General features: G+C 70.4%; 20 protein-coding genes. 9 read left to right on the top strand and 11 right to left on the bottom strand.

The window, feature by feature from the left end; translation table 11 throughout:
• The first annotated feature begins 89 nt into the window (after positions 1–89).
• Positions 90–1,295, top strand: coding sequence for a trans-acting enoyl reductase family protein (locus J7E91_RS11575; protein WP_214901623.1), 1,206 nt, complete (start codon positions 90–92; stop codon positions 1,293–1,295).
• A 31-nt stretch (positions 1,296–1,326) separates the two neighbouring features.
• Here the strand turns inward: J7E91_RS11575 and mmpA are convergent, their stop codons facing one another.
• Positions 1,327–1,509 (bottom strand): morphogenic membrane protein MmpA, encoded by a 183-nt coding sequence (gene mmpA, locus J7E91_RS11570; protein WP_214901622.1) that lies wholly within the window; start codon positions 1,507–1,509, stop codon positions 1,327–1,329.
• A gap of 71 nt (positions 1,510–1,580) precedes the next feature.
• Positions 1,581–2,282, bottom strand: a complete 702-nt coding sequence (locus J7E91_RS11565; RefSeq protein WP_214901620.1) for an endonuclease V — start codon at positions 2,280–2,282, stop codon at positions 1,581–1,583.
• Positions 2,283–2,316: 34 nt separating this feature from the next.
• Between J7E91_RS11565 and J7E91_RS11560 the strand changes: the two genes are divergently transcribed.
• Complete coding sequence (locus J7E91_RS11560; RefSeq protein ID WP_214901618.1) at positions 2,317–2,619, top strand: YciI family protein; 303 nt, start codon at positions 2,317–2,319, stop codon at positions 2,617–2,619.
• A gap of 218 nt (positions 2,620–2,837) precedes the next feature.
• Here the strand turns inward: J7E91_RS11560 and J7E91_RS11555 are convergent, their stop codons facing one another.
• Positions 2,838–3,911: an oxidoreductase gene (locus tag J7E91_RS11555; protein ID WP_214901616.1), complete on the bottom strand. Its 1,074-nt coding sequence runs from the start codon at positions 3,909–3,911 to the stop codon at positions 2,838–2,840.
• Between the two features lie 151 nt (positions 3,912–4,062).
• Between J7E91_RS11555 and J7E91_RS11550 the strand changes: the two genes are divergently transcribed.
• From J7E91_RS11550 to J7E91_RS11540, 3 genes are all read left to right on the top strand, one after another.
• The gene (locus J7E91_RS11550; RefSeq protein ID WP_214901614.1) at positions 4,063–4,479 is read left to right on the top strand and encodes an SsgA family sporulation/cell division regulator; all 417 of its coding nucleotides are present in this window, start codon (positions 4,063–4,065) and stop codon (positions 4,477–4,479) included.
• A gap of 328 nt (positions 4,480–4,807) precedes the next feature.
• A complete protein-coding gene (locus tag J7E91_RS11545) occupies positions 4,808–6,424 on the top strand; it encodes an ABC-F family ATP-binding cassette domain-containing protein (RefSeq protein ID WP_214901613.1) in 1,617 nt (538 codons plus the stop codon).
• 226 nt (positions 6,425–6,650) lie between these two features.
• On the top strand, positions 6,651–7,625 hold the full coding sequence (locus tag J7E91_RS11540; RefSeq protein WP_214901611.1) for an acyl-ACP desaturase: 975 nt from the start codon (positions 6,651–6,653) through the stop codon (positions 7,623–7,625).
• A gap of 125 nt (positions 7,626–7,750) precedes the next feature.
• Here the strand turns inward: J7E91_RS11540 and J7E91_RS11535 are convergent, their stop codons facing one another.
• The 3 genes from J7E91_RS11535 to J7E91_RS11525 form a co-directional block, all read right to left on the bottom strand.
• Positions 7,751–9,346 carry a GMC family oxidoreductase gene (locus tag J7E91_RS11535; RefSeq protein WP_214901609.1) on the bottom strand — a complete coding sequence of 532 codons (1,596 nt, stop codon included), beginning with the start codon at positions 9,344–9,346 and terminating at the stop codon, positions 7,751–7,753.
• A 91-nt stretch (positions 9,347–9,437) separates the two neighbouring features.
• Positions 9,438–9,683, bottom strand: coding sequence for a WhiB family transcriptional regulator (locus tag J7E91_RS11530; RefSeq protein ID WP_214901607.1), 246 nt, complete (start codon positions 9,681–9,683; stop codon positions 9,438–9,440).
• A gap of 57 nt (positions 9,684–9,740) precedes the next feature.
• A complete protein-coding gene (locus tag J7E91_RS11525; RefSeq protein WP_214901605.1) occupies positions 9,741–10,721 on the bottom strand; it encodes a multicopper oxidase domain-containing protein in 981 nt (326 codons plus the stop codon).
• Positions 10,722–10,897: 176 nt separating this feature from the next.
• Here J7E91_RS11525 and J7E91_RS11520 point away from each other — a divergent pair, with 176 nt between their 5' ends.
• Positions 10,898–13,387, top strand: coding sequence for a ThuA domain-containing protein (locus J7E91_RS11520; protein WP_214901598.1), 2,490 nt, complete (start codon positions 10,898–10,900; stop codon positions 13,385–13,387).
• 60 nt (positions 13,388–13,447) lie between these two features.
• Complete coding sequence (locus J7E91_RS11515) at positions 13,448–15,610, top strand: OmpL47-type beta-barrel domain-containing protein (RefSeq protein WP_214901730.1); 2,163 nt, start codon at positions 13,448–13,450, stop codon at positions 15,608–15,610.
• Positions 15,611–15,632: 22 nt separating this feature from the next.
• On the opposite strand, the gene J7E91_RS11510 is transcribed toward J7E91_RS11515, so the two are convergent.
• Entirely contained in the window at positions 15,633–16,721 is a 1,089-nt protein-coding gene (locus tag J7E91_RS11510) for an ABC transporter permease (RefSeq protein ID WP_214901596.1), read from the bottom strand.
• A gap of 7 nt (positions 16,722–16,728) precedes the next feature.
• The gene (gene ligD / locus J7E91_RS11505; protein WP_214901594.1) at positions 16,729–17,742 is read right to left on the bottom strand and encodes a non-homologous end-joining DNA ligase; all 1,014 of its coding nucleotides are present in this window, start codon (positions 17,740–17,742) and stop codon (positions 16,729–16,731) included.
• A 95-nt stretch (positions 17,743–17,837) separates the two neighbouring features.
• Here ligD and J7E91_RS11500 point away from each other — a divergent pair, with 95 nt between their 5' ends.
• Complete coding sequence (locus J7E91_RS11500) at positions 17,838–18,914, top strand: ATP-dependent DNA ligase (RefSeq protein ID WP_214901592.1); 1,077 nt, start codon at positions 17,838–17,840, stop codon at positions 18,912–18,914.
• 7 nt (positions 18,915–18,921) lie between these two features.
• Here the strand turns inward: J7E91_RS11500 and J7E91_RS11495 are convergent, their stop codons facing one another.
• Positions 18,922–20,379, bottom strand: a complete 1,458-nt coding sequence (locus tag J7E91_RS11495; protein ID WP_374224671.1) for an NAD(P)/FAD-dependent oxidoreductase — start codon at positions 20,377–20,379, stop codon at positions 18,922–18,924.
• A 482-nt stretch (positions 20,380–20,861) separates the two neighbouring features.
• Here J7E91_RS11495 and J7E91_RS11490 point away from each other — a divergent pair, with 482 nt between their 5' ends.
• Entirely contained in the window at positions 20,862–22,949 is a 2,088-nt protein-coding gene (locus J7E91_RS11490) for an MDR family MFS transporter (RefSeq protein ID WP_308376376.1), read from the top strand.
• Positions 22,950–22,961: 12 nt separating this feature from the next.
• On the opposite strand, the gene J7E91_RS11485 is transcribed toward J7E91_RS11490, so the two are convergent.
• On the bottom strand, positions 22,962–24,083 hold the full coding sequence (locus tag J7E91_RS11485; protein ID WP_214901588.1) for an HTTM domain-containing protein: 1,122 nt from the start codon (positions 24,081–24,083) through the stop codon (positions 22,962–22,964).
• Entirely contained in the window at positions 24,080–24,706 is a 627-nt protein-coding gene (locus tag J7E91_RS11480; RefSeq protein WP_214901586.1) for a DUF5819 family protein, read from the bottom strand. The genes J7E91_RS11485 and J7E91_RS11480 overlap by 4 nt, the downstream gene beginning before the upstream one ends.
• Positions 24,707–24,813 lie beyond the last annotated feature (107 nt).

The following is a 24,813-nucleotide window of genomic DNA, read 5'->3' as shown; positions in this document are numbered from 1 at the left end:
GCTAAGAACGTGTTCCACTCTGCACAAGCCCTTTGGGCGAGCAAGCGCTTAGTTCTTTTTACCGGGGATCACCGCTACCCTCTGCCCCCATGACCGAGACGGTTCCACGCAGAGGCGGCGCGGAGCGCCCGTACGACATCGTGCTCTTCGGGGCGACGGGCTTCGCCGGGGAGCTGACCGCGCAGTACCTCGCCGCGCACGCACCGGCCGACTGCCGCTGGGCGATTGCCGGACGCACCCCCGCAAAGCTGGAGAAACTGCGCGAGCGGCTCGTCGCGGTCAACCCGGCCTGCGCGACCCTTCCCGTCCTGCACGCCGACGCGGCCGACCCGGCCTCGCTGCGCGAACTCGCCGCCCGTACACGCGTGGTGGCGACGACCGTCGGCCCCTACATCCGGTACGGCGAGGGGCTCGTCGCCGCCTGCGCCGAGGCCGGCACGGACTACGCGGACCTGTCGGGCGAGCCGGAGTTCGCCGACCGGATGTACCTGGCGTACGACGCGCGGGCGCGGGAGACCGGGGCACGGATCGTGCACGCGTGCGGCTTCGACTCCGTACCGCACGACCTCGGCGTGTACTTCACGGTCAAGCAGCTGCCCGAGGGCATACCCCTGCGCGTCGACGGATTCGTCCGCTCCAACGCCATGTTCTCGGGCGGCACCTTCGCCTCCGCGCTCACCGCCTTCGGGCGCGGGCGGCAGACGCTGCGGGCCGCCAAGGAGCGGCGGCTGTCCGAGCCCAGGCTCGTGGGACGGCGGGCGCGGGCCCCGATCGGCGCGCCGCGGCGCAGCCGCGAGACGGGGGCGTGGGCGCTGCCGCTTCCGACCATCGATCCGCAGGTGGTGGCCCGTTCGGCGGCGGCGCTGGAGCGGTACGGCCCGGACTTCCGCTACCGGCATTACGCGGCGGTGAAGTGGCTGCCGGTGGCGGCCGGCGGAGTGGCGGCGGTGGGAGCCGTGTTCGCGCTGGCCCAGGTCCCGGCGGCGCGGGCGTGGCTCATGGGCCGGTACGCGGCCGGTTCGGGGCCGGACGAGGAGCGCAGGGGGCGGAGCTGGTTCACGGTGCGCTTCGTCGGCGAGGGCGGCGGGCGGCGGGTGTTCACCGAGGTGTCGGGCGGCGACCCCGGCTACGACGAGACGGCGAAGATGCTGGCCGAGTCGGTGCTGTGCCTGGCCTTCGACGAGCTGCCCGCGACGTCGGGGCAGGTGACGACGGCGGTGGCGATGGGGGACGCGCTGCTGGAGCGGCTGGTGGCGGCCGGGCTGAAGTTCCGAGTCGCGGCCGTGCGGGAGTGACGCGTACGCGGCGGTGCGCGAGGCCCGCGGGTCAGCCGCCGGTGAACCAGCCCGCGATGGTGTAGATCATCCCGCCGGTCCAGCCCAGCGCGGCCAGGCCGCCGACCAGAATGACCGTGTTCGTACGGCGGCCCGCCCGGTGGAGCGTCACGGACTCGGCCGACCTCGGCGGGCTGGGGTGCGTGGGGTGCTCGGGGTGCGAATACATCGTCATGCGATCACTCTGTCCGATTGTGGCGATCCAAACATCCGTACAGGTACTCAGTTACGTGGTTGTTTACTCAGTTACGTGGTTGTTCCGAAACCGGCACCAATCGCCTCGCGCAGGGCCCGGCGGCACAAAGTGTCCGCCGCGCGCGTGGACTCCGGGAGCCGGAAGTCGGGTGCCAGGCGCAGGGTGTGCGCGCAGGCGTTGTCCAGGCTCACGCGGTGGCCGACGGAGACGAACACCGGCTTCACGCCGTCCTGGGTGCGCAGCGCTCGGCCCACTTCCTCGTCGGCCTCGGCGAGGAGGGGGGACTCGGCGCCGCGGCGCGGGCCCGGCTGCTCGTACGTGAAGGTGAAGGGGTTCTTGGCCACGCCGATGGTCGCGAGGCCCGTCACGACGCCGAGGTGACTGGCCAGGCCGAAGCGGCGCGGGTGGGCCTGCCCGTATCCGTCGCAGACGACGAGGCCCGGGTCCGCCGACAGGGATTCGAGGGCCGCGAGCACGGTCGGGAGCTCCCGGAACGCGAGCAGTCCGGGGACGTACGGGAAGGCGACCCGGCCGACCGCCGTGGCTTCCTCCACGACGGTGAGCGTCGCGGCGTCGAGGACGACGGCCGCCGCGGCGACGACGTCACGCTCGTCGTCGTACGCCACGTCCACGCCCGTGACCAGCCCGGTGCCGGGGGGCGGGCCCGGCTCGTCGAGCACTACGCGGGTGCGCAGTTCGTCCTGGATCGCTCGGGCTTCGGCTTCGTCGGCGGGGGAACGCAGGCTGTTCATAGTGGTCAGAAGGGTACGGGGTAGCCTGGCGATCATGTTCGTAATGGAGTTGACCTACACCGCACCTGTCGAGCGCGTCGACGAGCTGATGGAAGCGCATGTGGCGTGGCTGGACGCGCAGTACGAGGCGGGGGTTTTCATCGCCTCGGGGCGGAAGCAGCCGCGTGACGGCGGGGTGATTCTGGCCGTCGCGGACGACCGGGCGCGGATCGAGGAGATCGCGGCGGCGGATCCGTTCACGGTGGCGGGGGTCTGCGCGTACCGGATCACGGAGTTCGTGGCGACGAAGACGGCGCCGGAACTCGCCCCGTACCGGCAGCAGTTGCCGACGGCGTAGCGGCGCGGGCGCGGGCGTAGGCACGGGCGGCGCGGGCGTGGGCGGCGGGGGGCCCTGCGGGGCTGTTCCCCTCCCCGCCCCTTCCCGAACCGGGGCTCCGCCCCGGGCCCCGGTCCTCAAACGCCGGACGGGCTTGATCCTGCGCAACTTCGGCCCGTCCGGCGTTGAAACCCCGCAGGGCCTCCCGAGCTGGGGTCGGCGGGGCGGCGGCGGCCCCGTCAGGGTTCCAGGCGGGCCACTCGGCCCTTTTCGCCCGACGCCCAGCAGCCGAAGTCCCGTGCGCAGTCGACCGTGTCGTACGAGCCGGTGTCGATCGTCCGCCAGTGGCGGCCGCCGTCGAGCGTGAGGTCCGTCCCCGTGGGGCCGACCGCCAGCGCGCCGGACTTGGTGTGCGGCAGCCACGTCACGCCCGAGCGGTACGCCGGCGGCGGGGTCTTCGCCTGCTGCCAGGTGCTGCCGCCGTCGCCGGTCAGCGCCGCCGCCTTCGGCGATGCCTGGCCTGTGCGGTAGTCGCCGCCGACCGCGATGCCGCGGTCGCGGTCGCGGAACGCGAGGCCGAAGACGCCGCGTGCCGGATCGCCAGCCGGGATGGTGGTGTCAGTGGCGGTCCAGGTCAGGCCCCGGTCGGCGGAGTGCAGAACCCGGCCCGTGGCGCCGCCGCCCGTGGCGAGCCAGACGTCCCGCGGGCCGGCGCTGACCAGGCACTGCCCGCTCGCCGCGAACCCCGCCTCGCCGGTGTGGGCGGCGGGCATGCCCGCGTCCGGCAGGACCTTCCAGGACCTGCCGCCGTCGCCGGTGGACAGGATGCGGTACTTGCCGTCGACCGGGTCGCTCATCCCCAGACCGTTGCGGCTGTCGAAGAAGGTCACGCAGTCGTAGAACGCCTTCGGGTCGGCGTTGCGGAAGCTCTCGGTCCAGGTCGCGCCGCCGTCCTCCGTACGGAAGATCCGCGACGCCTCGCCCTCACCGATCGCCAGCACCACCGCGCGCCGCCCGTCGAAGGCCTCGATGTCGCGGAACTCCAACTCGCCCGCGCCGGGCGGCGACACATCGAGCCAGCCGCGCCCTCCGTCGGCCGTACGCAGCACCGTGCCCCTGGAGCCCGCCACCCACGCGGTCGTCCTGCTGACCGCCGCCAGGCCCCGGAACCGTACGTCCTTGCCAGTGTCCTTCAGCTGCCAGCCGGGCCCGTTCTGTACGTGCGCCTGCGCCGGTGCGGCCAAGGCGGCGGCCAGCGCCGCCCCGCACAGCCCCAGCGACACCGTTCGTCTCGTCTTCCCCATGCCCCTCATGGCGCTGGAAGCTAGCCCACGGCCACGACGCCGTCCAGGCCGTCCAGCGCGGTGACGCAGGTCACATCGCCCTCGCATGCACGGATTCCCGTGTTCTTACGTCTGTCCCTGTGACAGGACGCATCAACCGAACCGTGAGAGGGAGCAGGCCTTGTCTCCCGTGATTGAACAAGCCGTGCAGGCCCGTCTGGTCTCGTCCGCACCCCGGACCGAAACGGTCTCCGCGACCCTGCGGTACAACCGCGCCGACCCGTTCGCCGTACGCATGGCCTTCCCGCCCTCCGCCACCCTGGAGGGCGTCGAGGTGTCCTGGGCGTTCGCCCGCGAACTGCTGGAGACGGGCATGGAATCGCGGGCCGGCCTGGGCGACGTACAGGTGCGGCCGTACGGGTACGGGCGGACCGTACTGGAATTCCATGCCGCGGAGGGCACCGCGATGGTCCACATCCGCACCGCCGATCTGCGCCGCTTCCTCAAGCGCACGCACGCGCTCGTCCCCGCCGGCGGCGAGCATCTGCACCTCGACGTGGACCACGACCTGGCCGAACTGCTGCGCGACGCGCTGTGAGGGACCGGGCGTCGACCGGAAAATAACCCGGAAAATAATCGGTTGGCATCCCATGGGGCCGCGACGTACTTTTGTCGTGGCCCTGTTGTCGTCGATCGGAGTGGACGTTGCTCGTCTGAGGTCCTGAGACACCGTGTCGCACAGCTTCTGTCTGTGCGCTCCGCGTGCGACCTCGGCACTTGAGCCGTCCTTCCCCGGACCGGGGCCTTTTCGCGGCCCTGCTTGCTGTCCCGGCGAAGGACTGTCACACCTCTCCGGCCGTACGTCGCCCACGCCCCCGGTGTCTCCACCCGTTGCCCTGCTCGTTCCCAGCAACCGGGAGGCCACCTTGTCCACCTTCCCCACCCATCTCACCTGCTCCGCGCTCTCCTTCGGCTGGCCCGACGGAACGCCCGTCTTCGACGGATTCCAGCTGGCCGTCGGTCCCGGCAGAACCGGACTCATCGGCCTCAACGGATCGGGGAAGTCAACCCTGTTGCGGCTGGCCGCCGGGGAACTCACCCCCACCGGCGGAAAGATCCAGGTAACCGGCGAGGTCGGCTACCTCCCGCAGGACCTGGTCCTCGACACGACGCTGCGCGTGGACGAGGCCCTGGGCATCGCCCGGACGCGCGCCGCCCTGCACGCCATCGAGGCGGGCGAGGCGACGGAGGAGAACTTCACCGCCGTCGGCGACGACTGGGACGTCGAGGAGCGCGCCCGCGCCACCCTCGACCAGCTCGGGCTCCACCGGATCGGCCTCGACCGGACGATCGGCGAGGTCTCGGGCGGTGAGTCGGTGCTGCTGCGGCTCGCCGCGCTGCTGCTGCGCCGCCCCGGCGTGCTGCTCCTCGACGAGCCGACGAACAACCTGGACCGCCACGCGCGCGAGCGTCTCTACGCCGCGGTCGAGGCCTGGTCCGGCGTGATGATCGTGGTCAGCCACGACCGCGGACTCCTGGAGCGCGTCGGCCAGATCGCCGAGCTGCGGGAGGGTGAAGTCCGCTGGTACGGCGGGAACTTCTCGGCGTACGAGGCGGCGCTGGCCGTCGAGCAGGAGGCGGCCGAACGCATGGTGCGGGTCGCGGAGGCCGACGTACACCGGCAGAAGAAGGAACTGGCCGAGGCGCAGGTGAAGCTGGCCCGCCGGAAGCGGTACGGGCAGAAGATGTTCGACAGCAAGCGCGAGCCGAAGATCGTCATGAACGCACGCAAGCGCGCCGCGCAGGAGTCGGCGGGCAAGCACCGCATCATGCACGCCGAGAAGCTGGCGGAGGCGAAGGAGCGGCTGAGCGGGGCCGTGGACGCGGTGCGCGACGACGACGAGATCAACGTCGTACTGCCGCACACGACCGTGCATCCGGGGCGCAGAGTGCTGACGCTGCGTGACCTCGGACTGCGGTACGGAGCCGGGATCACCGGGGAGTTCGAGGTGCGCGGGCCCGAGCGCATCGCACTGACCGGGCGCAACGGGGCGGGCAAGACGACGCTGCTGCGCACGATCACCGGGGAGCTCGATCCGGTCTCGGGCGAGGCGGTCGCGCACGTGCCGCTGCGCTTCCTGCCTCAGCGGCTGGACGTACTGGACGACGGGCTGACGGTGGCCGAGAACGTGGCGAGGTTCGCGCCTTCGGCGACCAACAACGCCATCAGGGCGCGGCTGGCGCGCTTTCTGTTCAAGGGGGCGCGGGCGGATCAGCCGGCCGGGACGCTGTCGGGCGGCGAGCGGTTCCGGGCGACGCTGGCGGCGCTGCTGCTGGCCGAGCCCGCGCCGCAGTTGCTGCTGCTTGACGAGCCGACGAACAACCTGGACATGGCGAGTGTGCGCCGGCTGGTGCAGGCGCTGGAGTCGTACGAGGGCGCGCTGATCGTGGCGAGCCACGACGAGCCGTTCCTGGAGTCGATCGGGATCACCCGGCGGCTGGAACTGGGACGAGAGGAGGGAGAGGTGGCCGGCTTGAGCTGATATCGGGGATATAGGGGCTATCCGGGCTATCCGGGGGGGGCCGGAATATTGAAATCCGCGTGACATGGCTCTCGGTATAGCCGCGTGACCTGTGGGCATAACTGAACGTAACGGGACATTACAAAGGGGGACTTGGCTCAGCTCTTACGACCCCCTTAACCTACGGTCACGTAACCTACGAAGCCGTAGGTATTTCTGCCCTCGCCCCCGTCCCCCAGGAGCACCAGTGACGATCGCCTCTCCCCAACTCGGCAGTTCGGACGCGTGGACCGACGCCCGACTGCTGTACGCGCTGGAAGAGGTGGTGGAGAAGGAACTCAACCGCCATCTCAAGGTCGCCAAGGACTGGATGCCGCACGAGTACGTGCCGTTCTCCGACGGCCGGAACTTCCCGGGCATCTTCGACGACGGTCAGGCCTGGGAGCCTGAGCAGTCGAAGGTCACCGACATCGGCAAGATCGCCCTCGTCGTGAACCTGCTGACCGAGGACAACCTCCCCAGCTACCACCACGAGATCGCCTCCCTCTTCGGCCGCGACGGCGCCTGGGGCACCTGGGTGCACCGCTGGACGGCCGAGGAGGGCCGGCACGGCATCGTGATGCGTGACTACCTGCTCACGTCGCGTGCCGTCGACCCGGACAAGCTCGAAGCGTTCCGTATGCAGCACATGTCGGAGGGCTTCGAGTCCGACAACCGCCACTCGATGCTGCACTCGGTCGCGTACGTCGCCTTCCAGGAGCTCGCGACGCGCGTCTCGCACCGCAACACCGGTCACCAGTCGGGCGACCCCGTCTGCGACCGCATGCTGGCGCGCATCGCGACCGACGAGAACCTGCACATGGTCTTCTACCGCAACCTGCTGGGCGCGGCCTTCGAGATCGCTCCCGACCTGACCATGCAGTCGGTGCGCGACGTCGTCGTCAACTTCCGGATGCCCGGACACGGCATGCCGGGCTTCGAGCGGGCCGCCGCCCAGATGGCGATCGGCGAGATCTACAACATGCGCATCCACCACGACGACGTGCTCCAGCCCGTCCTGCGCTACCTGAAGGTCCTGGAGATCGACGGGCTCGGCCCGGAGGGTCTCAAGGCACAGGAGGAGCTCGGCCTGTACATGAACGGGCTGGACGCCGAGGCGAGCAAGTTCGACGAGAAGCTGGCCGCGCGCAAGGCCCGGATGGCCGCCCGCGCCGCCTCCTGACCCGGCTGGTCCCCGCTCCCGCTGTCCGCTGTACGCCGTCACCACGGCACAGGCCGCGTCAGATACGTCCTGTACCGGGTGGCGGCGCAGCCAGTACGCCGGTGACGGCGGCCGGGTCACGGGCGCTACGCCCGCGCGTCCTCGCGGATCAGTTCCGCCGCCTTCTCGGCGATGGCCACCGTGGGAGCCTGCGTATGGCCCCGCGTGATCCGGGGCATCACGGAGGCATCCACGACCCGCAGGCCGTCCACTCCCCTGACCCGCAGCCTCGGATCGGTCACCGAGGCGTCGTCGGTGCCCATGCGGCACGTGCCCACGGGGTGGTAGAGCGTTTCGGAGGAAGCGCGGATCGCCTGGGCCAGGGCCTCGTCGTCGACGATCCCCGGGTACGGCGCCATCGGCCCCGCGGTGTACGGCGCGAACGCGCTGTCCGCGAACAGGGCTTCGGCCTGGCGCACACCCGCCGTCAGGCGCCGCAGGTCCGACTCGTGCGTCAGGTAGCCGGGGTCGATGCGGGGCGCGGAAGTCGCCTGGTCGTCCGTGAGGGTGATGCGCCCCTCGCTGGCGGGCTGGAGCAGGATCACGCCGATGGTGAGGCCGTGCTCGGCCGGTGGTGTGAGGCCGTGCTCGACGAACGGCACCGGGGCGTAGATCAACTCGATGTCGGGCGCGGCCAGTTCCGGCGTGCTGCGGACAAAGGCGACAGCCTCTCCGACGTTCGAGGTGAGGGGCCCGCGCCCGGACAGCAGGAAGCGGCCCACGTTCGCGAGGGTGTCCGCGCCGGTCAGCGTGACCGGGAGCGGGCAGCGCATCGCCACCGCCGTGGACAGGTGGTCCTGCAGGTGGCGGCCGACGTCGGACGAAGCCGTCCGCGGCTCGATACCGATCTCGCGCAGGTGGTCCGGGTCTCCGATGCCCGAGAGCATCAGCAGGTGCGGGGAGCCGACGGCGCCCGCGCTGAGGATCACCTCCCGACGGGCGCGCAGCACGGCTCCGCCGTCCGCCACCACCCCGGTGACGCGCGTGCCGTCGAAAACCAGCCTCCGCACCCGGGCGTCCGTGACGACATCCAGGTTCCGGCGCCGCGCGGCCGGCTTGAGGTAACCGTCGGCGGTGCTCCAGCGCCGGCCCGCACGCTGATTGACCGGGGTCAGGGAAAAGCCGCTGGGATCGGGAACGTTCAGCTCGGGAAGTTCCTCCAGCCCCGCCCCCCGGCAGGCGTCCAGGAAGGCGGCCGTGGTCAGGTTCGGATCACGCGGCGGCGATACGACCAGCGGCCCCCGTGTCCCGTACACGGAGATTTCGCCCGTGCCGCCGGTCCACCGCTCGGCCCGCCGGAAGTAGGGCACGATCGCGTCGTACGACCACTCGGGCCCCGCGGCCTCGCCCCAGGCGTCGTAGTCGTCGCGGTGGCCGCGTACCCACATCATCGCGTTGATCGAGGAACAGCCGCCCAGCACATGGCCGCGCGGCCAGTACAGTTCGCGGCCACCCAGTTCGGTCTGCTTGGTGGTGCTGAAGTCCCAGTCGTACGGAGACTTGAAGAGCTTGGGGAAAGCGGCGGGGATCCGTATCTCGGCCTTGCGGTCCTTACCGCCCGACTCGACGAGCGCGACGCGGACCGCGGGGTCTTCGGAGAGCCGGGCGGCGAGCACACAGCCCGCCGAACCCGCTCCCACAATGACGTAGTCGTACGCTGCCTCTGCCTGCCTGCTGCTCAACGCGTCTCCCCTGGGAGGCCGTTCGCGGACGGTGCGGACCTCAGCATGGACGGCTCGGAGCCGCCGTGCCAGGGGGCCTGCGGGCAGTGCGTCAGCGCGTTCCGCGCCTGAGGCGCAGTCTCTCCTTCTCGGAGAGCCCGCCCCAGACGCCGAACCGCTCGTCGTTCGCGAGCGCGTACTCCAGGCAGGCCACCCGCCCTTCGCAGGCGCCGCACAGCTGCTTGGCCTCGCGGGTGGAGCTGCCTGGGGCCGGGAAGAAGAACTCGGGCCCGGCCTGGGCGCACAGTGCGGTCTCCTGCCAGGAGAGTTCCGGTTCGGTGGTGATATTGATCGGCATGGGCCACACCCTTCCCCGGAAGGATCAACATCCGATCAATGTCCGATCAACGTCCCGTCAATGCGACGCGTGCTCGTGCGGATGGTGCGGCTCGTAGCCGGGAATCGTGCCGTCCGGTTTGGCGACCAGGAAGAGCCCGGCCATCCCCATGTCGGAGTGGCTCTGGACATGGCAGTGGTACATCCATGCCCCCGCCCCGACGTGTTCACCCGCGATGATCTGGAACCCGAACGAGTCGGCCGGCCCGGTGATCTTGTTGTCGACGACGCGACTGGGGTCGTCAGGGCCTGTCAGCAGACCGGTCCGGTTGTCCGCCCACCGGTGACCGTGGATGTGGAACGTGTGGTAGAACTCGCCGTGCGTGATCATGACGATCTCGACCCGGTCGCCCACGGTCGCCTCGAAGTTGGGGCTCTGATGGCCCGGCTTGTTGTTGATGGTCATGTCGTTGAAGACGATGGTGAACGTCTTGTCCGGCAGGATGTCGCCCTTGCGCCGTACGATCACCCCGCCGTAGAGCCCCTTGCGGATGCCGCCCGTGCCGTGGTCCGTGCCCACGACGTGGTCGTGGTAGTGCCAGTAACCGGCGCTTCCGGCCCGCCAGGTGCCGTCCTTGCGCCGCCCCGGAACATGCGTGCGCCAGGTGTACGTCCGGGTCCCGCCGGGCTCGACATGACTCTTGCTGAGCTTCGTGCCGTCGCTGGCTATGTCGTAGTCGACGCCGTGCACATGGAGGCTGGCGGGTACGTCCAGCGTGTTCTCGAACTCGATGTGCACGGTGTCGCCCTCGACCAGTTCGATGAGCGGTCCCGGCACCGACGCCTTGCCCTTCTCGAAGCCGTAGCCCAGTTGCCCGTCGGGCAGTTTCTCGGCGTACATCTTCAGGCGGTGCACCTGGCCTCCGGCCGGCGCGGTCTTCGGCGGGCCCTCGGCAGCCGCCGCGGAGGTCGCGGACTCCGCGAGCGACAACGATGTCACACCGGTCGCCGCGACCGCTCCGCCCGCCAGCAACCGCCGGTTGAAGCTTCGTCTGTCCATGGCCCAACTCCCCACCGCAGTCCCGGAGATTGACGGGCACACCGTAGCGGGACGAGCCCAGTTCATCCACACCAAGGACAAAGTTCGCGGTATTCCGGTCATACCTCTTGGCGGGTCGCGAAAAGAGGTCTAGCTTCATCGGCTGTTCCTGTGACCACTGAGGGATGGGTGAACACATGCAGCGCACACCACATCGCCGGTCAAGACGCCGACGCGGCCTGGCAGCCGCTCTGACGGCCGGAGTTGTCGCATCCGGCCTGGTCGGCGGTACGTCGGCCTCCGCCAGGCCCTACCCGGAACCTCCGCCCACGACAACGTTGTCGCTCCCCACCCTGCCGTCTCCGCCCGGCGGCGCGAATGTCCGCGTGCTGGTCTTCCACGGATCGGCCGGCGGCGACGAATCACCCACGGTCAACGCCGGCATCGAGGCCATCGAGAAGATCGGCCAGGCCGGCCCGGCGGCTCAGCGCTTCCGTGTGGAGGCGACGGACGACGCGGCCGTCTTCACCACCGCCAAGCTCGGCAAGTTCAACGCCGTGGTGTTCCTGACCGGCGGCGGCGACGTCCTGGACCCCGAGCAGGAGGCGGGCCTGGAGGCGTACATGGAGGCCGGCGGCGGCTTCCTCGGCATCCACGACGCGGCGCGCAACGAACCGTACTCCGACTGGTTCGGCGGCCTGATCGGCGCGCGGCCCGCCGCGGGCGGCCCGACGAACGTACAGCGCGCCACCGTCGAAGTCGGCGACCGGCAGCATCCGGCCACAAAGAACCTGCCGCTCCAGTGGAAGCGCCCCGACAAGTGGCTGAACTGGACGAAGAACCCGTCCGGCGACGTCCACACGGTGGCGCGGGTACGGGAAGCGACGTACAAGCCGGGAGCGAGCGCCAACGGCTGGGACCACCCGGTCTCCTGGTGCCGCGACTACGACGGCGGCCGGTCCTTCTACACCGGCATGGGCGGTACGGCCGAGTCCTTCCAGGAGACGGACTTCCGTGACCACCTGCGGGGCGCACTCCAGTGGACGACGCGCATCGCACGCGCCGACTGCAAGGCGGGCATCAACGCCCACTACAAGGCCGAGCGCCTCACCGCACCCAACCAGCCCGGCCAGTCGGACCAGATCGGTGAGCCGCACGGTCTGGTGACCGCGAAGGACGGGCGGGTCATCTACATCGGCCGGGGCGGCGGCGACAACAACGCGCCGGTCGTCACCGACTGGAACAACCCGGACATCGGCAAGGGTCAGGGTCAGATCCACGTCTATGACCCGAAGACCGGGAAGGTGACGCTCGCGGGCGCGCTCACGGTCTTCGGCAACAAGGGCGGCGGCGACGAGCTGGTCAAGAACGAGGAGGGTCTGCTCGGCGTCGAGACCGACCCCGACTTCCTCACCAACGGCTGGGTGTACCTGCACTACACACCCCACTCGCAGATCAATCGCGACACGCACATGGCCGAGCGCCGCGTCTCCCGCTTCACCCTCGACCTCGCCACCAACAAGCTGGACCTCGCCTCCGAGAAGGTCCTGCTCAAGTGGCCGGTCCAGATCCACAGTTGCTGCCACTCGGGCGGCGGCATGGCCTGGGACTCCAAGCAGAACCTTTACATCGCGACGGGCGACAACAACTCGTCCCGCTTCAGCGACGGTTACTCGGGCAACAACCCGGAGCCGAACTTCAAGGGCGTGTCCTTCGCGGACGCCCGGCGTACCGCCGGCAACACCAACAACCTCAACGGCAAGATCCTGCGGATCCACCCCGAGGACGACGGTACGTACACACTGCCCGAGGGCAATCTCTTCACCGGCAAGGAGCCGGACGAGGGCGGCGGCAAGACGCGCGGTGAGATCTACGTGATGGGCGTGCGCAATCCGGCCCGGATCGCGGTCGACCCGAAGACCGACATCCTGTACGCCGGATGGGTCGGCCCGGACGCGGGGGCGCCCAGCACCACCTGGGGCCCGGCGAAGTACGACACCTTCGCCGCGATCACGAAGCCGGGCAACCACGGCTGGCCGTACTGCATGGGCAACAACCAGCCGTACCGCGACCGCAACCTGCCGGACCCGAGCAAGCCGCTGGGCTGGTACGACTGCGCCGCACCGAAGAACGAGTCCCCGAACAACGACGGTCTGGTGAACCTGCCGCCCGTCACACCCAACACCATCTGGTACTCGCCCCAGGGCGGCGGCGTCGACTACCCGCGCGACGCCAACGGCGTGCCCAGCTACAAGCAGGAGGAGCAGAAGCTGCTGCTGCCGTGGCTCAAGGGCGGCGGCCAGGCGACCATGAACGGCCCGGTCTACCGGTACGACGCGTCGTCCGGCAGCAAGGACAAGTGGCCCTCGTACTGGGACGGCAAGTGGTTCGTCGGCGACTTCTACGACGGCGACCAGCCGCGCCACGCGGTGCTGACCGACCCCAAGACCGTCGGCAACGGCGGGCTGCCCACGCACGCGGAGTCGCTCAAGAAGATCATCCCGGTGGGCGCGGACGGCATCCGCAACCTCATGGACTGGAAGTTCGCACCGGACGGCTCCCTCTACGTCCTGGACTACGGGCGCGGTTTCTTCACCTCGGACGCCAAGTCGGCGCTGTGGCGCGTGACGTACAAGGGCGGCGAGCCGACACCGGCGGCCGGTGATCTGGCCAGGAAGGCGGAGTAGGCAGTGCAGCTGAAACGAAGAACTCCTCACCTGTGGACGGCGCTGGCAGCCGCCCTGCTGATGGTCCTCGGACTGACGTCGACGGCGGCGTACGGGCGTGAGGACGACGCGGCGGCCCCGGACGCGGCCGCCGCCCAGACCCTCACCTGGACGGCGGGCGACCCGATCGACCGCTACCTGACCTTCCCGAAGACAGCGGTGGCGGGCGAGACGACGATCGTCTTCGAGAACAGCGCGGCGACCGGCAACACCACCGGGATGCCGCACACGCTGACGTTCGACGTGTCGGACCCCGAGTACAACAACGACGTACAGCTGAACATCCTCGCCAACCCGAGCGACGACCAGGGCGGCAAACACACCGCCACCGTCACCCTGACGCCCGGCCGGTACTTCTACCACTGCACCATCCCCGGCCACGGCTCGATGCAGGGCATCCTCACCGTCACCGAGGGAGGCGGCGAGGACACCACCGCCCCGGAGACCTCGGCGAAGGTGGAGGGCGAGAAGAACGCCGACGGCGCGTACATCGGGCACGCCTCGGTGACCGTCGCGGCCACCGACGCGGGCTCCGGAGTGGACAGGATCGAGTACGCGATCGGGGCCGGCGGCGCCTGGCAGCCGTACACCGCGCCCGTCATGGTCCACCAGGTCGGTACGCACAAGCTCCGCTACCGGGCCACCGACAAGGCGGGCAACACCGCCGCCGAGAAGGCCGTCGACTTCACGGTGGTCGCGCCGCCGACGGACGACAAGACCCCGCCGGAGACCTCGGCGACGGTGAGCGGCGAGAAGAATCCGGAGGGCCAGTACCTGGGCATGGCGACGGTCACGGTGACCGCGTCGGACACCGGCTCGGGGGTCAACACCATCGAGTACGCACTCGGGGCGGACGGCGCCTGGACGGCGTACACGGGCCCGGTCATGATCCACGGGACGGGCACGCACAAGGTCCGTTACCGGGCCACCGACCGCGCGGGCAACGTCGCCGCCGAGAAGGCGGTCGACTTCACGGTCGTCGCGCCGCCGACCGAGGACAAGACGCCGCCGGAGACCACGGCGACGGTGACCGGTGACAAGAACGCCGACGGCGCGTACATCACCAGCGCCAAGGTGACGCTCGCCGCGACGGACGCGGGCGGCTCGGGCGTCGACAAAATCGAGTACTCGCTCGACGGCGGCCCGTACCTGGCATACACCGTGCCGGTGATCGTCGATCGCGTGGGCCGGCACACGGTCGACCACCGCGCGACCGACAAGGCGGGCAACACGTCCGTCGCCAAGCAGGTGGCGTTCACGATCGCGGAGGGCGGCGGCGTACCCGCGCCGAACTGCCCCGAGCACGACGAGCGGCTGACGGTGATCGTCGGCACGGTCGACACCGGCGTACCCAACCGCATCACGCGCAACCGCTGCACGATCAACGAGCTGATCGAGGACGAGCGGGAGTGGACCTCCCAGGCCCTCTTCCTCAAGCACGTCGACAAGGTCCTCGACAAGCTGCTGTACGACGGTGTCATCGACGAGCGGGAGCACCGCAAGATCTATCGCGCCGCCAGGCAGTCCGGCATCGGCAAGCCCGGCCAGACGGCCGGATACCGTGACCTGTTCGACGGTACGCAGTCCTCCTTCGCCAAGTGGCAGCAGGTGGGCGGTGGTTCGTTCGGCCTGAACGCGGACGGCTCGATGACCAGCAGCACCACGAAGCCCGGCATGGGCATGCTGTGGTTCCCGGAGCGCCGTTACGAGGACTTCTCCCTCAAGCTGCGCTGGCGCGACGACGCACCGGGCACGGGCAACGCCAACGCCGGTGTCTTCGTGCGCTTCCCGCAGGTCCACGACCACCCGGAGGAGCCGCGTCCGGAGTGGGTCGCCATCAAGTACGGGCACGAGGTGCAGATCCTGGACCGCCCGGACGGCGACATGTACAAGACCGGCTCCGTCTACGGCTTCGACCGGGTGGGTCTGGGCGGGGCGGGCGTCACACCCAAGGGCACCTGGAACGACTACGAGATCCGGGTGGAGGGCCAGCACTACTCGGTCTTCCGCAACGGTGTCCTGATCAACGAGTTCGACAACAACGGTGGGCAGGACTTCTACCCGCCGCGCGGCGACGACCCGGGGACGGACGGCCGGCGGTACGCCTCCGGTTACATCGGCCTCCAGGTCCACGGGACCACCGACGTGATCTCGTACCGCGACATCCGCGTCAAGCAGCTGTAGGCCGACCGGCCTCAGCCAGGCTCTACGCCCCGGCGGGTGCGGCCGCGTGCGCAGGCGCGCGGTCGCGTCCGCCGGGGTGGCGGTGCCGGTACACCCAGAAGGCCGTGCAGGACACCAGGGACCAGGCGGCCAGCACCAGGAAGGGGAAAAAGTGCTGGTGGCCCTGGAAGTACACGGCCGTGTGCTGGGCGTTGACGGAGGCGCCCGGCGGCAGCCACCGGCCGATGTGGCCGAGTGCGGAGGGAAGCAGCGGCCAGGACACCGCGCCGCCCGACGACGGGTTGCCGAGGAGCACCATCAGGCCCCAGGTGGGGAGCATGGCCCACCGCCCGACCAGGGTGTTGAACATCGTGAAGACCATGCCCGACGTGAACATCGTCAGCGCCAGGATGAGCCAGGACTCGACGAACGGCAGGTCGAGCGCGCCGAGCAGCCAGTCCACGACGGCGGCGATCGCGAACGCGCCGAGGAGTGAGTAGGCCACGGTGAAGGCGATCCGCTCGGCCGGGTCCAGCGCGCGGGCGTGGACGCTGAGCTGGATGGCGCCGACGAAGCCGATGACGACGGCGGCGAGCGAGATGTAGAAGAGGGCCAGTCCGCGCGGATCGCCGTCCTGCAGCGGCTTGATGTCCCTGATCACGACCGGTACACCGGTCTGTTGACCGACCTTCGCGCCCGTCTCGGCGAGCACCTGCGCGACGGAGGCACCGGACGCACCCGCCACGTCGAGCTCCACGCCGGTGCCCCTGGTCCGCAGGATCGCGAACTCCTCCTGCTCTTCCACGGCCTCGCCGGCTTCGGCGTCCGTGTCGTAACGGGTCAGGACGAGCGAGGTGTTGAGCGCCTTCTCCAAGCCGGTGACGAACGTCCGGCCGCTCCCCGCCGCCATGTCGCCGACCACCGCGGTGGGAACGCGGTGCGGGGTCGGGTTGGCCATCGTGTACGTGTAGGAGCCGGCGAAGAGCCCGGCGGCGAGCGCGAGGATGAAGACGAGTACGAGTGCGGGCAGGAAGGGCGACTCCTTGAAGGCCGCCCATTTCTCGGCGCGCGTCGGCGGTCTCCCGTGCGCACCGTGCGCCGCGTCCGTACCCCCTCCCGATGCCTCGTTCATACGGCGCTCACGCGTCCTCGCGCTTCGCCCTGCTCGGCGCGACGCGTTTCGGCTCGCCCGGCATCTTCGGGTAGTCCGGCGGGTACGGCATGTCTCCCATGCCGTGGTCGCGTTCGTCGCGCTCGGCCAGCTCCAGCAGGCTTTCCAGACCGAACGCGTGGTCGTCCATGTCCGCGTGTACGTCGCCGAGTTCGGCGAACCGGACCGGCATGGTGGCGATGTCGAACTCGCGCGGGTCGGCCTCGTCGAGTTCGTCCCAGGTCAGCGGCGCGGAGACGGGGGCGTGCGGACGCGGACGTACGGAGTACGCGCAGGCGATGGTGCGGTCGCGCGCCGTCTGGTTGTAGTCGACGAAGATCTTCTCGCCGCGTTCCTCCTTCCACCAGGCGGTGGTCACCCGGTCGGGCATGCGCCGCTGGAGTTCGCGGCCGACGGCGATGGCGGCGCGGCGTACCTCCGTGAACATCCAGCGGGGCTCGATCGGCACGTACACGTGCAGTCCGCGGCCACCCGAGGTCTTGGGCCAGCCGCGCAGGCCGTGTTCGTCGAGCAGGGCGTGGAGTTCGTGGGCGGTCCTGACCGCGTCCGCGAAGTCCGTGCCGGGCTGCGGGTCCAGGTCGATGCGCAGCTCGTCGGGGTGTTCGGGGCGGTCGCGGCGTACCGGCCAGGGGTGGAAGGTCAGGCAGCCCAGGTTCGCGGCCCAGAGGACGGCGGCGGTCTCGGTGGGGCACATCTCGTCGGCCGTACGGCCGCTGGGGAAGGCGATCCGGGCGGTGGGGATCCAGTCGGGCAGGTTCTTGGGGACACGCTTCTGGAAGAAGGACTCGCCGCCGATGCCCTCGGGGAAGCGTTCGAGTGTGGTCGGGCGGTCGCGCAGGGCGCGGGTGATCCCGTCGCCCACGGCCAGGTAGTACTGCGCCACGTCCCACTTGGTGTAGCCGGACTCGGGAAAGTAGATCTTGTCCGGGCTGGACAGCCGTACGGTCCGCTCTCCGGCATGCAGCTCCACCGCTTCACCCATGTCCGCCACGCTAAGCCGGTCGGGCTTTTACCGCATACCGGGCCACGCCGGGACCATAGCGGGCGATCCGCCGCCAGCAGTCGCAGAATCGAACCATGGATCTGCCGGTGATGCCGCCCGTCAAACCGATGCTGGCCAAGGCCGTGGCCACCATCCCGCCGGGGCCCGGCATGCAGTACGAGGCCAAGTGGGACGGGTTCCGGGCGATCGTCCACCGGGACGGCGACGAGATGGAGATCGGCAGCAGGACGGGCAAGTCACTGACCCGCTACTTCCCCGAGCTGGTCGAGTCCCTGCGCGCCGCGCTGCCGCCCCGCTGCGTGGTGGACGGCGAGATCGTGATCGTCCACGACGGCCGGCTCGACTTCGACCGGCTGAGCGAGCGCATCCATCCGGCGGACTCGCGCGTGCGGACGCTCGCCGAGCGGACGCCCGCGAGCTTCATCGCGTTCGACCTGCTCGCCCTGGACGACGAGGCCCTGCTCGACGCCCCGTTCGTATACCGGCGCAGCGCCCTGGCCGGTGCGCTGGAGGACGCCCCGCCCCCGGTCTACCTGGCGCCCGCGACGAACGACATCGAGGTGGCCAGGGAGTGGTTCGAGCACTTCGAGGGCGCGGGCCTCGACGGGGTGCTGGCCAAGCCGGAGTCCATGCCGTACCGCCCCGACACCCGTCTGATGTACAAGATCAAGCACGAGCGGACGGCGGACTGCGTCGTCGCCGGCTACCGGTTCCACAAGACGGGCGCCGTCGTCGGCTCGCTCCTCCTCGGCCTGTACAACGAGGCGGGCACACTCCAGCACGTCGGGGTGTGCGCGGCGTTCCCGATGCGCCGCCGCCAGGAGCTGATCGACGAGCTGGGTCCGCTGCGCATGGAATCGCCGGAGGCCGAGGGCCACCCGTGGGCGGCCTGGTCGGACGTCGCCGCGCACGAGAGTTCCCGGATGCCCGGCGCCCCGAGCCGCTGGTCCGGCAAGAAGGACCTGTCGTGGGTGGCGCTGCGCCCGGAGGCGGTGTGCGAGGTCGCGTACGACCACATGGAGGGCGACCGCTTCCGGCACACGGCCAGGTTCCGGCGCTGGCGCGAGGACCGTACGCCCGAGAGCTGCACGTACGCCCAGTTGGAGGAACCGGTGAGCTACGACCTGGCGGACGTCCTGCGACCACGGTGATGCGGCGTCAGGGCGCGGTGATCTTGTCCCACTCCCGGCGGTCGGGGCCGGCCGTGCTCGGTACGTAGTCGGGGTGGGCCGCGAGCCAGGCCGCGACGCGCGCCCTGACCTCCGGTGCGCCGTACGCCTCGGAGGGTGGCGCCGCGAGGTGCCGGACCTTGGCGCGTGCCCGCATGACCTCCGGGTCCTCCTGGGCGCACTCGAAGAGCGCCGCCAGCTGCCGGGCGGGTCCGGCCCTGAAGTCGCGGACGGCGAAGCGCTCGCCGATCGCACGGTCGGTCATGACCTGGAAGTCGAACCAGGGCTTGAGGGTGCGCAGTGCCCAGGCGTAGTGCTCGGTCACGAAGTCCGGGGAGCCGGGGCCGGAGCGCGGGGCACAGCCGTGGCCCCGGTCGCGCCCCGCTCCGGGGTCCGTCTCCCGGGCGACCCGGCGGGCCGTCCACAGTGCGAGCGACATGCCTTGTGCGATGGTCGGGTTGGTGTGGGTGACGGCGTCGCCGACGCCGACCATGCCCGTGGCGACGGGGCCCTGTTCGTCGACGAGAGAGCTCCAGCGGTTGTCGAGACCGGCTGTCGCGAGCACCGGGGAGAGCGGCCGCGCCCCCAGCTCCAGCCACGCCTCCCCCGGCGGGAAGGTGCGGGCCGCCGCCTCGAAGACGGCGGGGTCGCGGAGCGCGCCGCGTGTCGGATCCTCGGTGTGGACGAAGAGCGTGACGGCGAACAGCCCGTTGTCGGCGGGGAAGACGGCGCATCCGGCGAACGCTCCGCCGGACACGGTCCAGGGCCGGGCGGGGCCGTCCGCACGCCCGTCCGGCAGCCGGTACCAGCGGCAGAAGTACGCGATGCCGGTACGGTGGCGCTCCACCAGCGGGGGCCGGCAGCCCGCCCCGGTCAGCCACTCCCCCGAGGCACACCGGCGGCCGCCCGCGTCGATCACCAGCTCGGCTTCGTACGCCCCGAGTGGCGTCCGTACGCCGCGGACGCGCGGCGGGGTGGACGAGGGGTCGACGAGCAGTCCGGTGGCGGGCTCGCCGTAGCGCAGGGCGGCGCGCGGCTCGGCGCGCAGCGCGTCGGTGAGCGCCGTCTCGACGACGATGCGCCGGGCCTGGACCGTCACCAGGTCCTCGTCGCCGGGGCGGGCCGGGGGCCGTTCCTCGAACCAGTCCAGCTCGTGCCGTTCGCGGGCACCGAGCCGCATGATCGTGTCGTAGACGTCGGGGGCTTCGGTGCGGAGCACGGAACGGGCGGCGCCGAGCATGAGGTGGGGCTGGGCGGCCTGCGGTACGCCGGGGCGCCGCCGGCCGAAGAAGTCCTCGTCCAGGGTGGAGCCGCTGCTGCCGGGGGCTCGGGCGTCGCGTTCGAAGACCGTTACGCGGTTTCCGCGTCTGGCCGCGAAGAGTGCCGCTGCCAGTCCGGCGATACCGCCGCCGATCACCGCGAAGTCCGCCATGCCGTCCCCCCTCAGCCCTCCCGGATTACCCGTCCCTGAAGCCTGCCCAGTACGGGCCCACCCGACCCGGCCCCTGCGAGGCTGTTCCCCTACCCGCCCCTTCCCGGCCGTGACATTGTGCGGCTCCGCCGCGTGGGGCGCTGCCCCAGACCCCGGTCCTCAAGCGCCGAACGAACTAATGGTGCGGGGAGCGCTACCGGGGCTCAGCCCCGGGCCTCGCTCCTCAAACGCCGGAGGGGCTGAGAGTTGCCGCGTTGCGGCAACATCCAGCTCCCCCGCGTCGGGGACGCCGTCGGGCGGAGGGTTGTTGCTGCGCGGCATATCCAGCCCGTCCGGCGTTTGAGGACACGCCCGTAGGGCGTCCCGGGGGGGCTGGGGGGCTTGCCCCCAGCTTCGGGAAGGGGCGGGTCGGGGAAAGCCCCCGCAGGGCCCCCACCCCCTACGGCGTACGGGCGTCACCGCGTGCGCGGCGCCCGCGCCGGTGTGAGGGTGCAAGGGTGACCACCACCCGCCGGCCCGGCCCGGCCACGGCCCCGCGCTCCGCACCGGCGGCCGCCGCCGTGCCGCCCGTGCTCGACCGGCGGCAGCGCAACATCGCCTTCGGAACGATCATGCTGGGCATGCTGCTGGCGGCTCTCGACCAGACGATCGTCGGTACCGCCCTGCCGACCATCGTCGCGGAACTCGGCGGCGCCGAGCACATGTCGTGGGTGGTCACCGCCTACCTGCTGGCCGAGACCGTCGCCACCGTCCTCGTCGGCAAGTTCGGTGACCTCTTCGGCCGCAAGCTCGTCTTCCAGGTCTCGGCCGTCGTCTTCATCACCGGCTCCTTCCTGTGCGGCCTCTCGGGCAACATGACCCTGCTGATCGCCTGGCGCGCGCTCCAGGGCATCGGCGCCGGTGGCCTGATGGTCACCTCGATGGCACTGATCGCCGACGTCATCCCGCTGCGCGAGCGCGGCAAGTACCAGGGCGCCATCGGAGCGGTCTTCGGCATCGCCACCGTCATCGGCCCGCTCATCGGCGGCCTCTTCACCGACCACCTCACCTGGCGCTGGGCGTTCTACGTGAACGTACCGATCGCGATCGTCGTCGTCATCGCCGCCGCCCGCAACATCCCGTCCGTACGCTCCGCCGTCCGCCCCGTCATCGACTACCTCGGCATCGCGCTCGTGGCGGTCGGCGCGAGCGCGCTGATCCTGGCGACCAGTTGGGGCGGCATCGAGTACGCCTGGGGTTCGAGTGTCATCATCGGCCTCTTCGCGAGCGGCATCGTCGCGCTCGCGCTGTTCTGTTACGCCGAGACGCGCGCCGCCGAGCCCATGCTGCCCATGCGGCTGTTTTCGAACCCCGTCTTCACCGTCTGCTCGGTCCTCAGCTTCGTCGTCGGCTTCGCGATGCTCGGCGCGATGATCTTCCTGCCGACGTATCTCCAGTACGTCGACGGGGACTCCGCGACGGTCTCGGGCGTCCGTACGCTCCCCATGATCGTCGGCCTCCTCATCGCGTCCGTCTTCAGCGGCAACGTCATCAGCAAGACGGGCACGTACCGGATCTTCCCGATCGTCGGCTCGCTGGTGATGGGCATCGGCCTGTTCCTGCTGTCCCTGATGGGGACGGACTCGGCCGCCTGGCTCGAATCGCTCTACATGTTCGTGCTCGGCATCGGCATCGGCCTGTGCATGCAGGTCCTGACGATCGCCGTGCAGAACACCGTGGCGTACACGGACCTCGGCACGGCCACCTCCGGCGTCACCTTCTTCCGTACGCTCGGCATGTCGTTCGGCACCGCCGTCTTCGGCACGATCTACGCCAACTCCCTGCGGCCCAACCTCACCGCGGGCATCACCGAGGCGGCCGGCGCCGGCGGGGCGGATCCAGCGGCCCTCACCCGGGCGGCGCAGAGCCCGGAAGGCGTGCACGCGCTGCCGCCCGCGCAGGCGGAGCCGATCGTCCAGGCGTACGCCGACTCGCTGCACACGGTGTTCCTGTGGACGGTCCCGGTCGCGATCGTGGGCTTCGTGGTGTCGCTGTTCCTCAAGCAGGTCAAGCTGCGTGACACCGCCCGCGCCGGCTCGACCGACATGGGCGAGGGGTTCGCGTCCCCCGGTACGGGCGATTCGGCCAAGCTCCTCGAACTGTCCGTCGCGCAGATCCTCCGCGACAAGGGCCCCGACACGGCCCGGTGGATCGTCAGCGGCTCCGACACCCGTCTGGACATCGCGGGCGCCTGGGCGGTCATGCAGGTAGCCCTGCTGACCCGGATCGTCGGACATGCCGGCCTCGGCCTGATCGCCACCCGCCGCAACATCCCGCCGGAGGTCCTGCTGCCGGTCTTCGACCGGATGGTGGACGAGGGCTACCTCACCCGCGACGGCAACCTGCTCTCGCACACCCCGGCGGGCGAACGCGAGGCCGAAGTGATCGCGGCGGCGTGGTCGCGGTGGCTCGGCGACCAGCTGGAGATGGACGACGGCGGACGGCCGGGCAGCGAGGAGCTGCTGGCCGCCCTCGACGCGATCGCCAAGCGGCTGCTCGCCGAGGACCTCGCGCAGGGCGCGGGCCTGCCGGCCGGCCACCGCTGAGCGCCGCTCCGGTTACGCCGATGAACCGACCTCGGCGCCCTTCGCTTGCCCGTCGGCCCCTTCCCGGGGTGGCGGAAGCGATGCCTCCGGTTTCTCTTCCGGAGCCGCCCGCGCCGTCCGCACCAGCCTCGACGCGGCGAGCCAGAAGGTGGTCGGCAGGAACACCAGGTCCCCGACGATCGTGATGGCCGAGAACATCGGCAGCGCCATCAGCAGACCGATGCCGATGTGCGTGGCGAGCATGACGACGAGGATGCAGTACTTGAGCCGCCGGTTGAACACCAGCGCGGGGAACAGCATCTGGGAGAAGACGGTGACGTACGCCATGAGGGCGGCGAAAGTGCCGTGGCTCGCGACCCAGGCCGAGAGTTCGGGGAAGGTCGAGAAGTCGTCGTACATCATCGTGTAGTAGAGAGCCGTGCCGTTGCGCCACGACTCGCCCTGGATTTTGTACATCGCCGCCGAGCCGTAGATCACCATGACCTGGAGCGCGATCATCGCCATGCCGCCGTTGTGCAGGATGGTGACGAGGCGCCGGCGGAGTTCCTCCGTCTCCTCACCCCAGAAGACGAACTTCGACCGGGCCGCCTTCCCCTCACCCCTGCGGGCGCGGCGGCGGGCGTCGAGCGACCAGTGGCGGCCCGACGCGACGAAGACGAGGTAGTTGGCGAAGAGCAGACTCAGCAGCGCCCAGCCGCTGTTGGCCATGGACCCGCGGACGTAGAAGGCCACCACCAGGAACCAGAAGAGCACGGCCACCACGCGGGTGCGCCAGCCGAGCATAAGCAGCGCGCTGAGCACGACAGCCAGCGCGTACCAGGACCAGAAGACGAGCGCGCTGTCGGTGACGAGGAGCGAGTACCACCAGGAGAAGGCGCCGTCCCACCCCCTGGCCTTCAGGGTCTGGTCGAACAGGTCGGCCGTGAGCGGTGAGCCCGGTCCCCACAGGCGGTCGGCGCGCACCGATTCGCGGAGCAGGTGGATCAGGTACAGGCCGCCCAGCCCGATGCGGATGGCGGCCGCGCTGTAGGGGGCGAGCGGCTGGAGGGTCAGCTTCCGGGCCGTGGCCGTGACTTGGCGGCCGAGACCCCCTGCGGAGTCGAGCCCCAGGGCGAGTGCTGCGCGTACGGTCATGAGCGGACCTTCCAGTATCCGAGGGTCTGATACTGCGGGCGCGTGACGGCGGCGTCGCTCCTGGTTCCGGGCGGAGGTATGCGGGTGCTCTTCAGGCGCAGTTGTACGGCCTGGCCCGGCTCCTCACCCATGTCTTCGAGCCTTATCAGGACCACATTGAGCAGGTAGCGCGCCGAACGGCCGGTGGCCTGCCGGGCGTTCGGGCGCGCCGCGCTGGTCCGGTACTGGGATATTGCCCGGCGCAGTACGAGCTGGTCCTCGATGCTGGGGAGCAGCTCACCCCGGTACGCCGCGTTGTCGTGCGCGGTGAGGTCGATCCAGGGGCCGAACTTTCCGTCGACGTTCGCGCGCACTTCGAGGTGCTGGTTGAACTTGGAGGGCTCCGGGGCGAAGATGCTCCAGTCCTGCGGGAAGAGCGGCCGCATCCACCCGTTGACCTGCTTCGCGTAGGTCTTGGAGAGCGGGAAGTCGGTGGCGACGGAGAGCAGCAGCATGCTGGAGTGAATCAGGGCGACGAACGCGACAAAAGCCGCGAACCACCGGACGATCTCGCGCCGCGACGCCCCGAGAGGGGTGCCTCTTGGGGCGAGTGGGTCGGGCGGCGGTATGACGGACTCGGCCACGCTGGTTCTCCTCATGGTGCCCATGAATCACAACGGCGCCCAGGGTATCCATCGGCCGGTCAGTTGCTGACCGGCCACTCCAGCGGTTCACTGTGACGACCAGGTCG

This window comes from Streptomyces sp. ISL-99, assembly GCF_018614005.1.
GTDB lineage: Bacteria > Actinomycetota > Actinomycetes > Streptomycetales > Streptomycetaceae > Streptomyces > Streptomyces flavidovirens.
The sequence above is the reverse complement of the archived record's forward strand: the minus strand, read 5'-3'. Positions and strand labels throughout refer to the sequence as shown.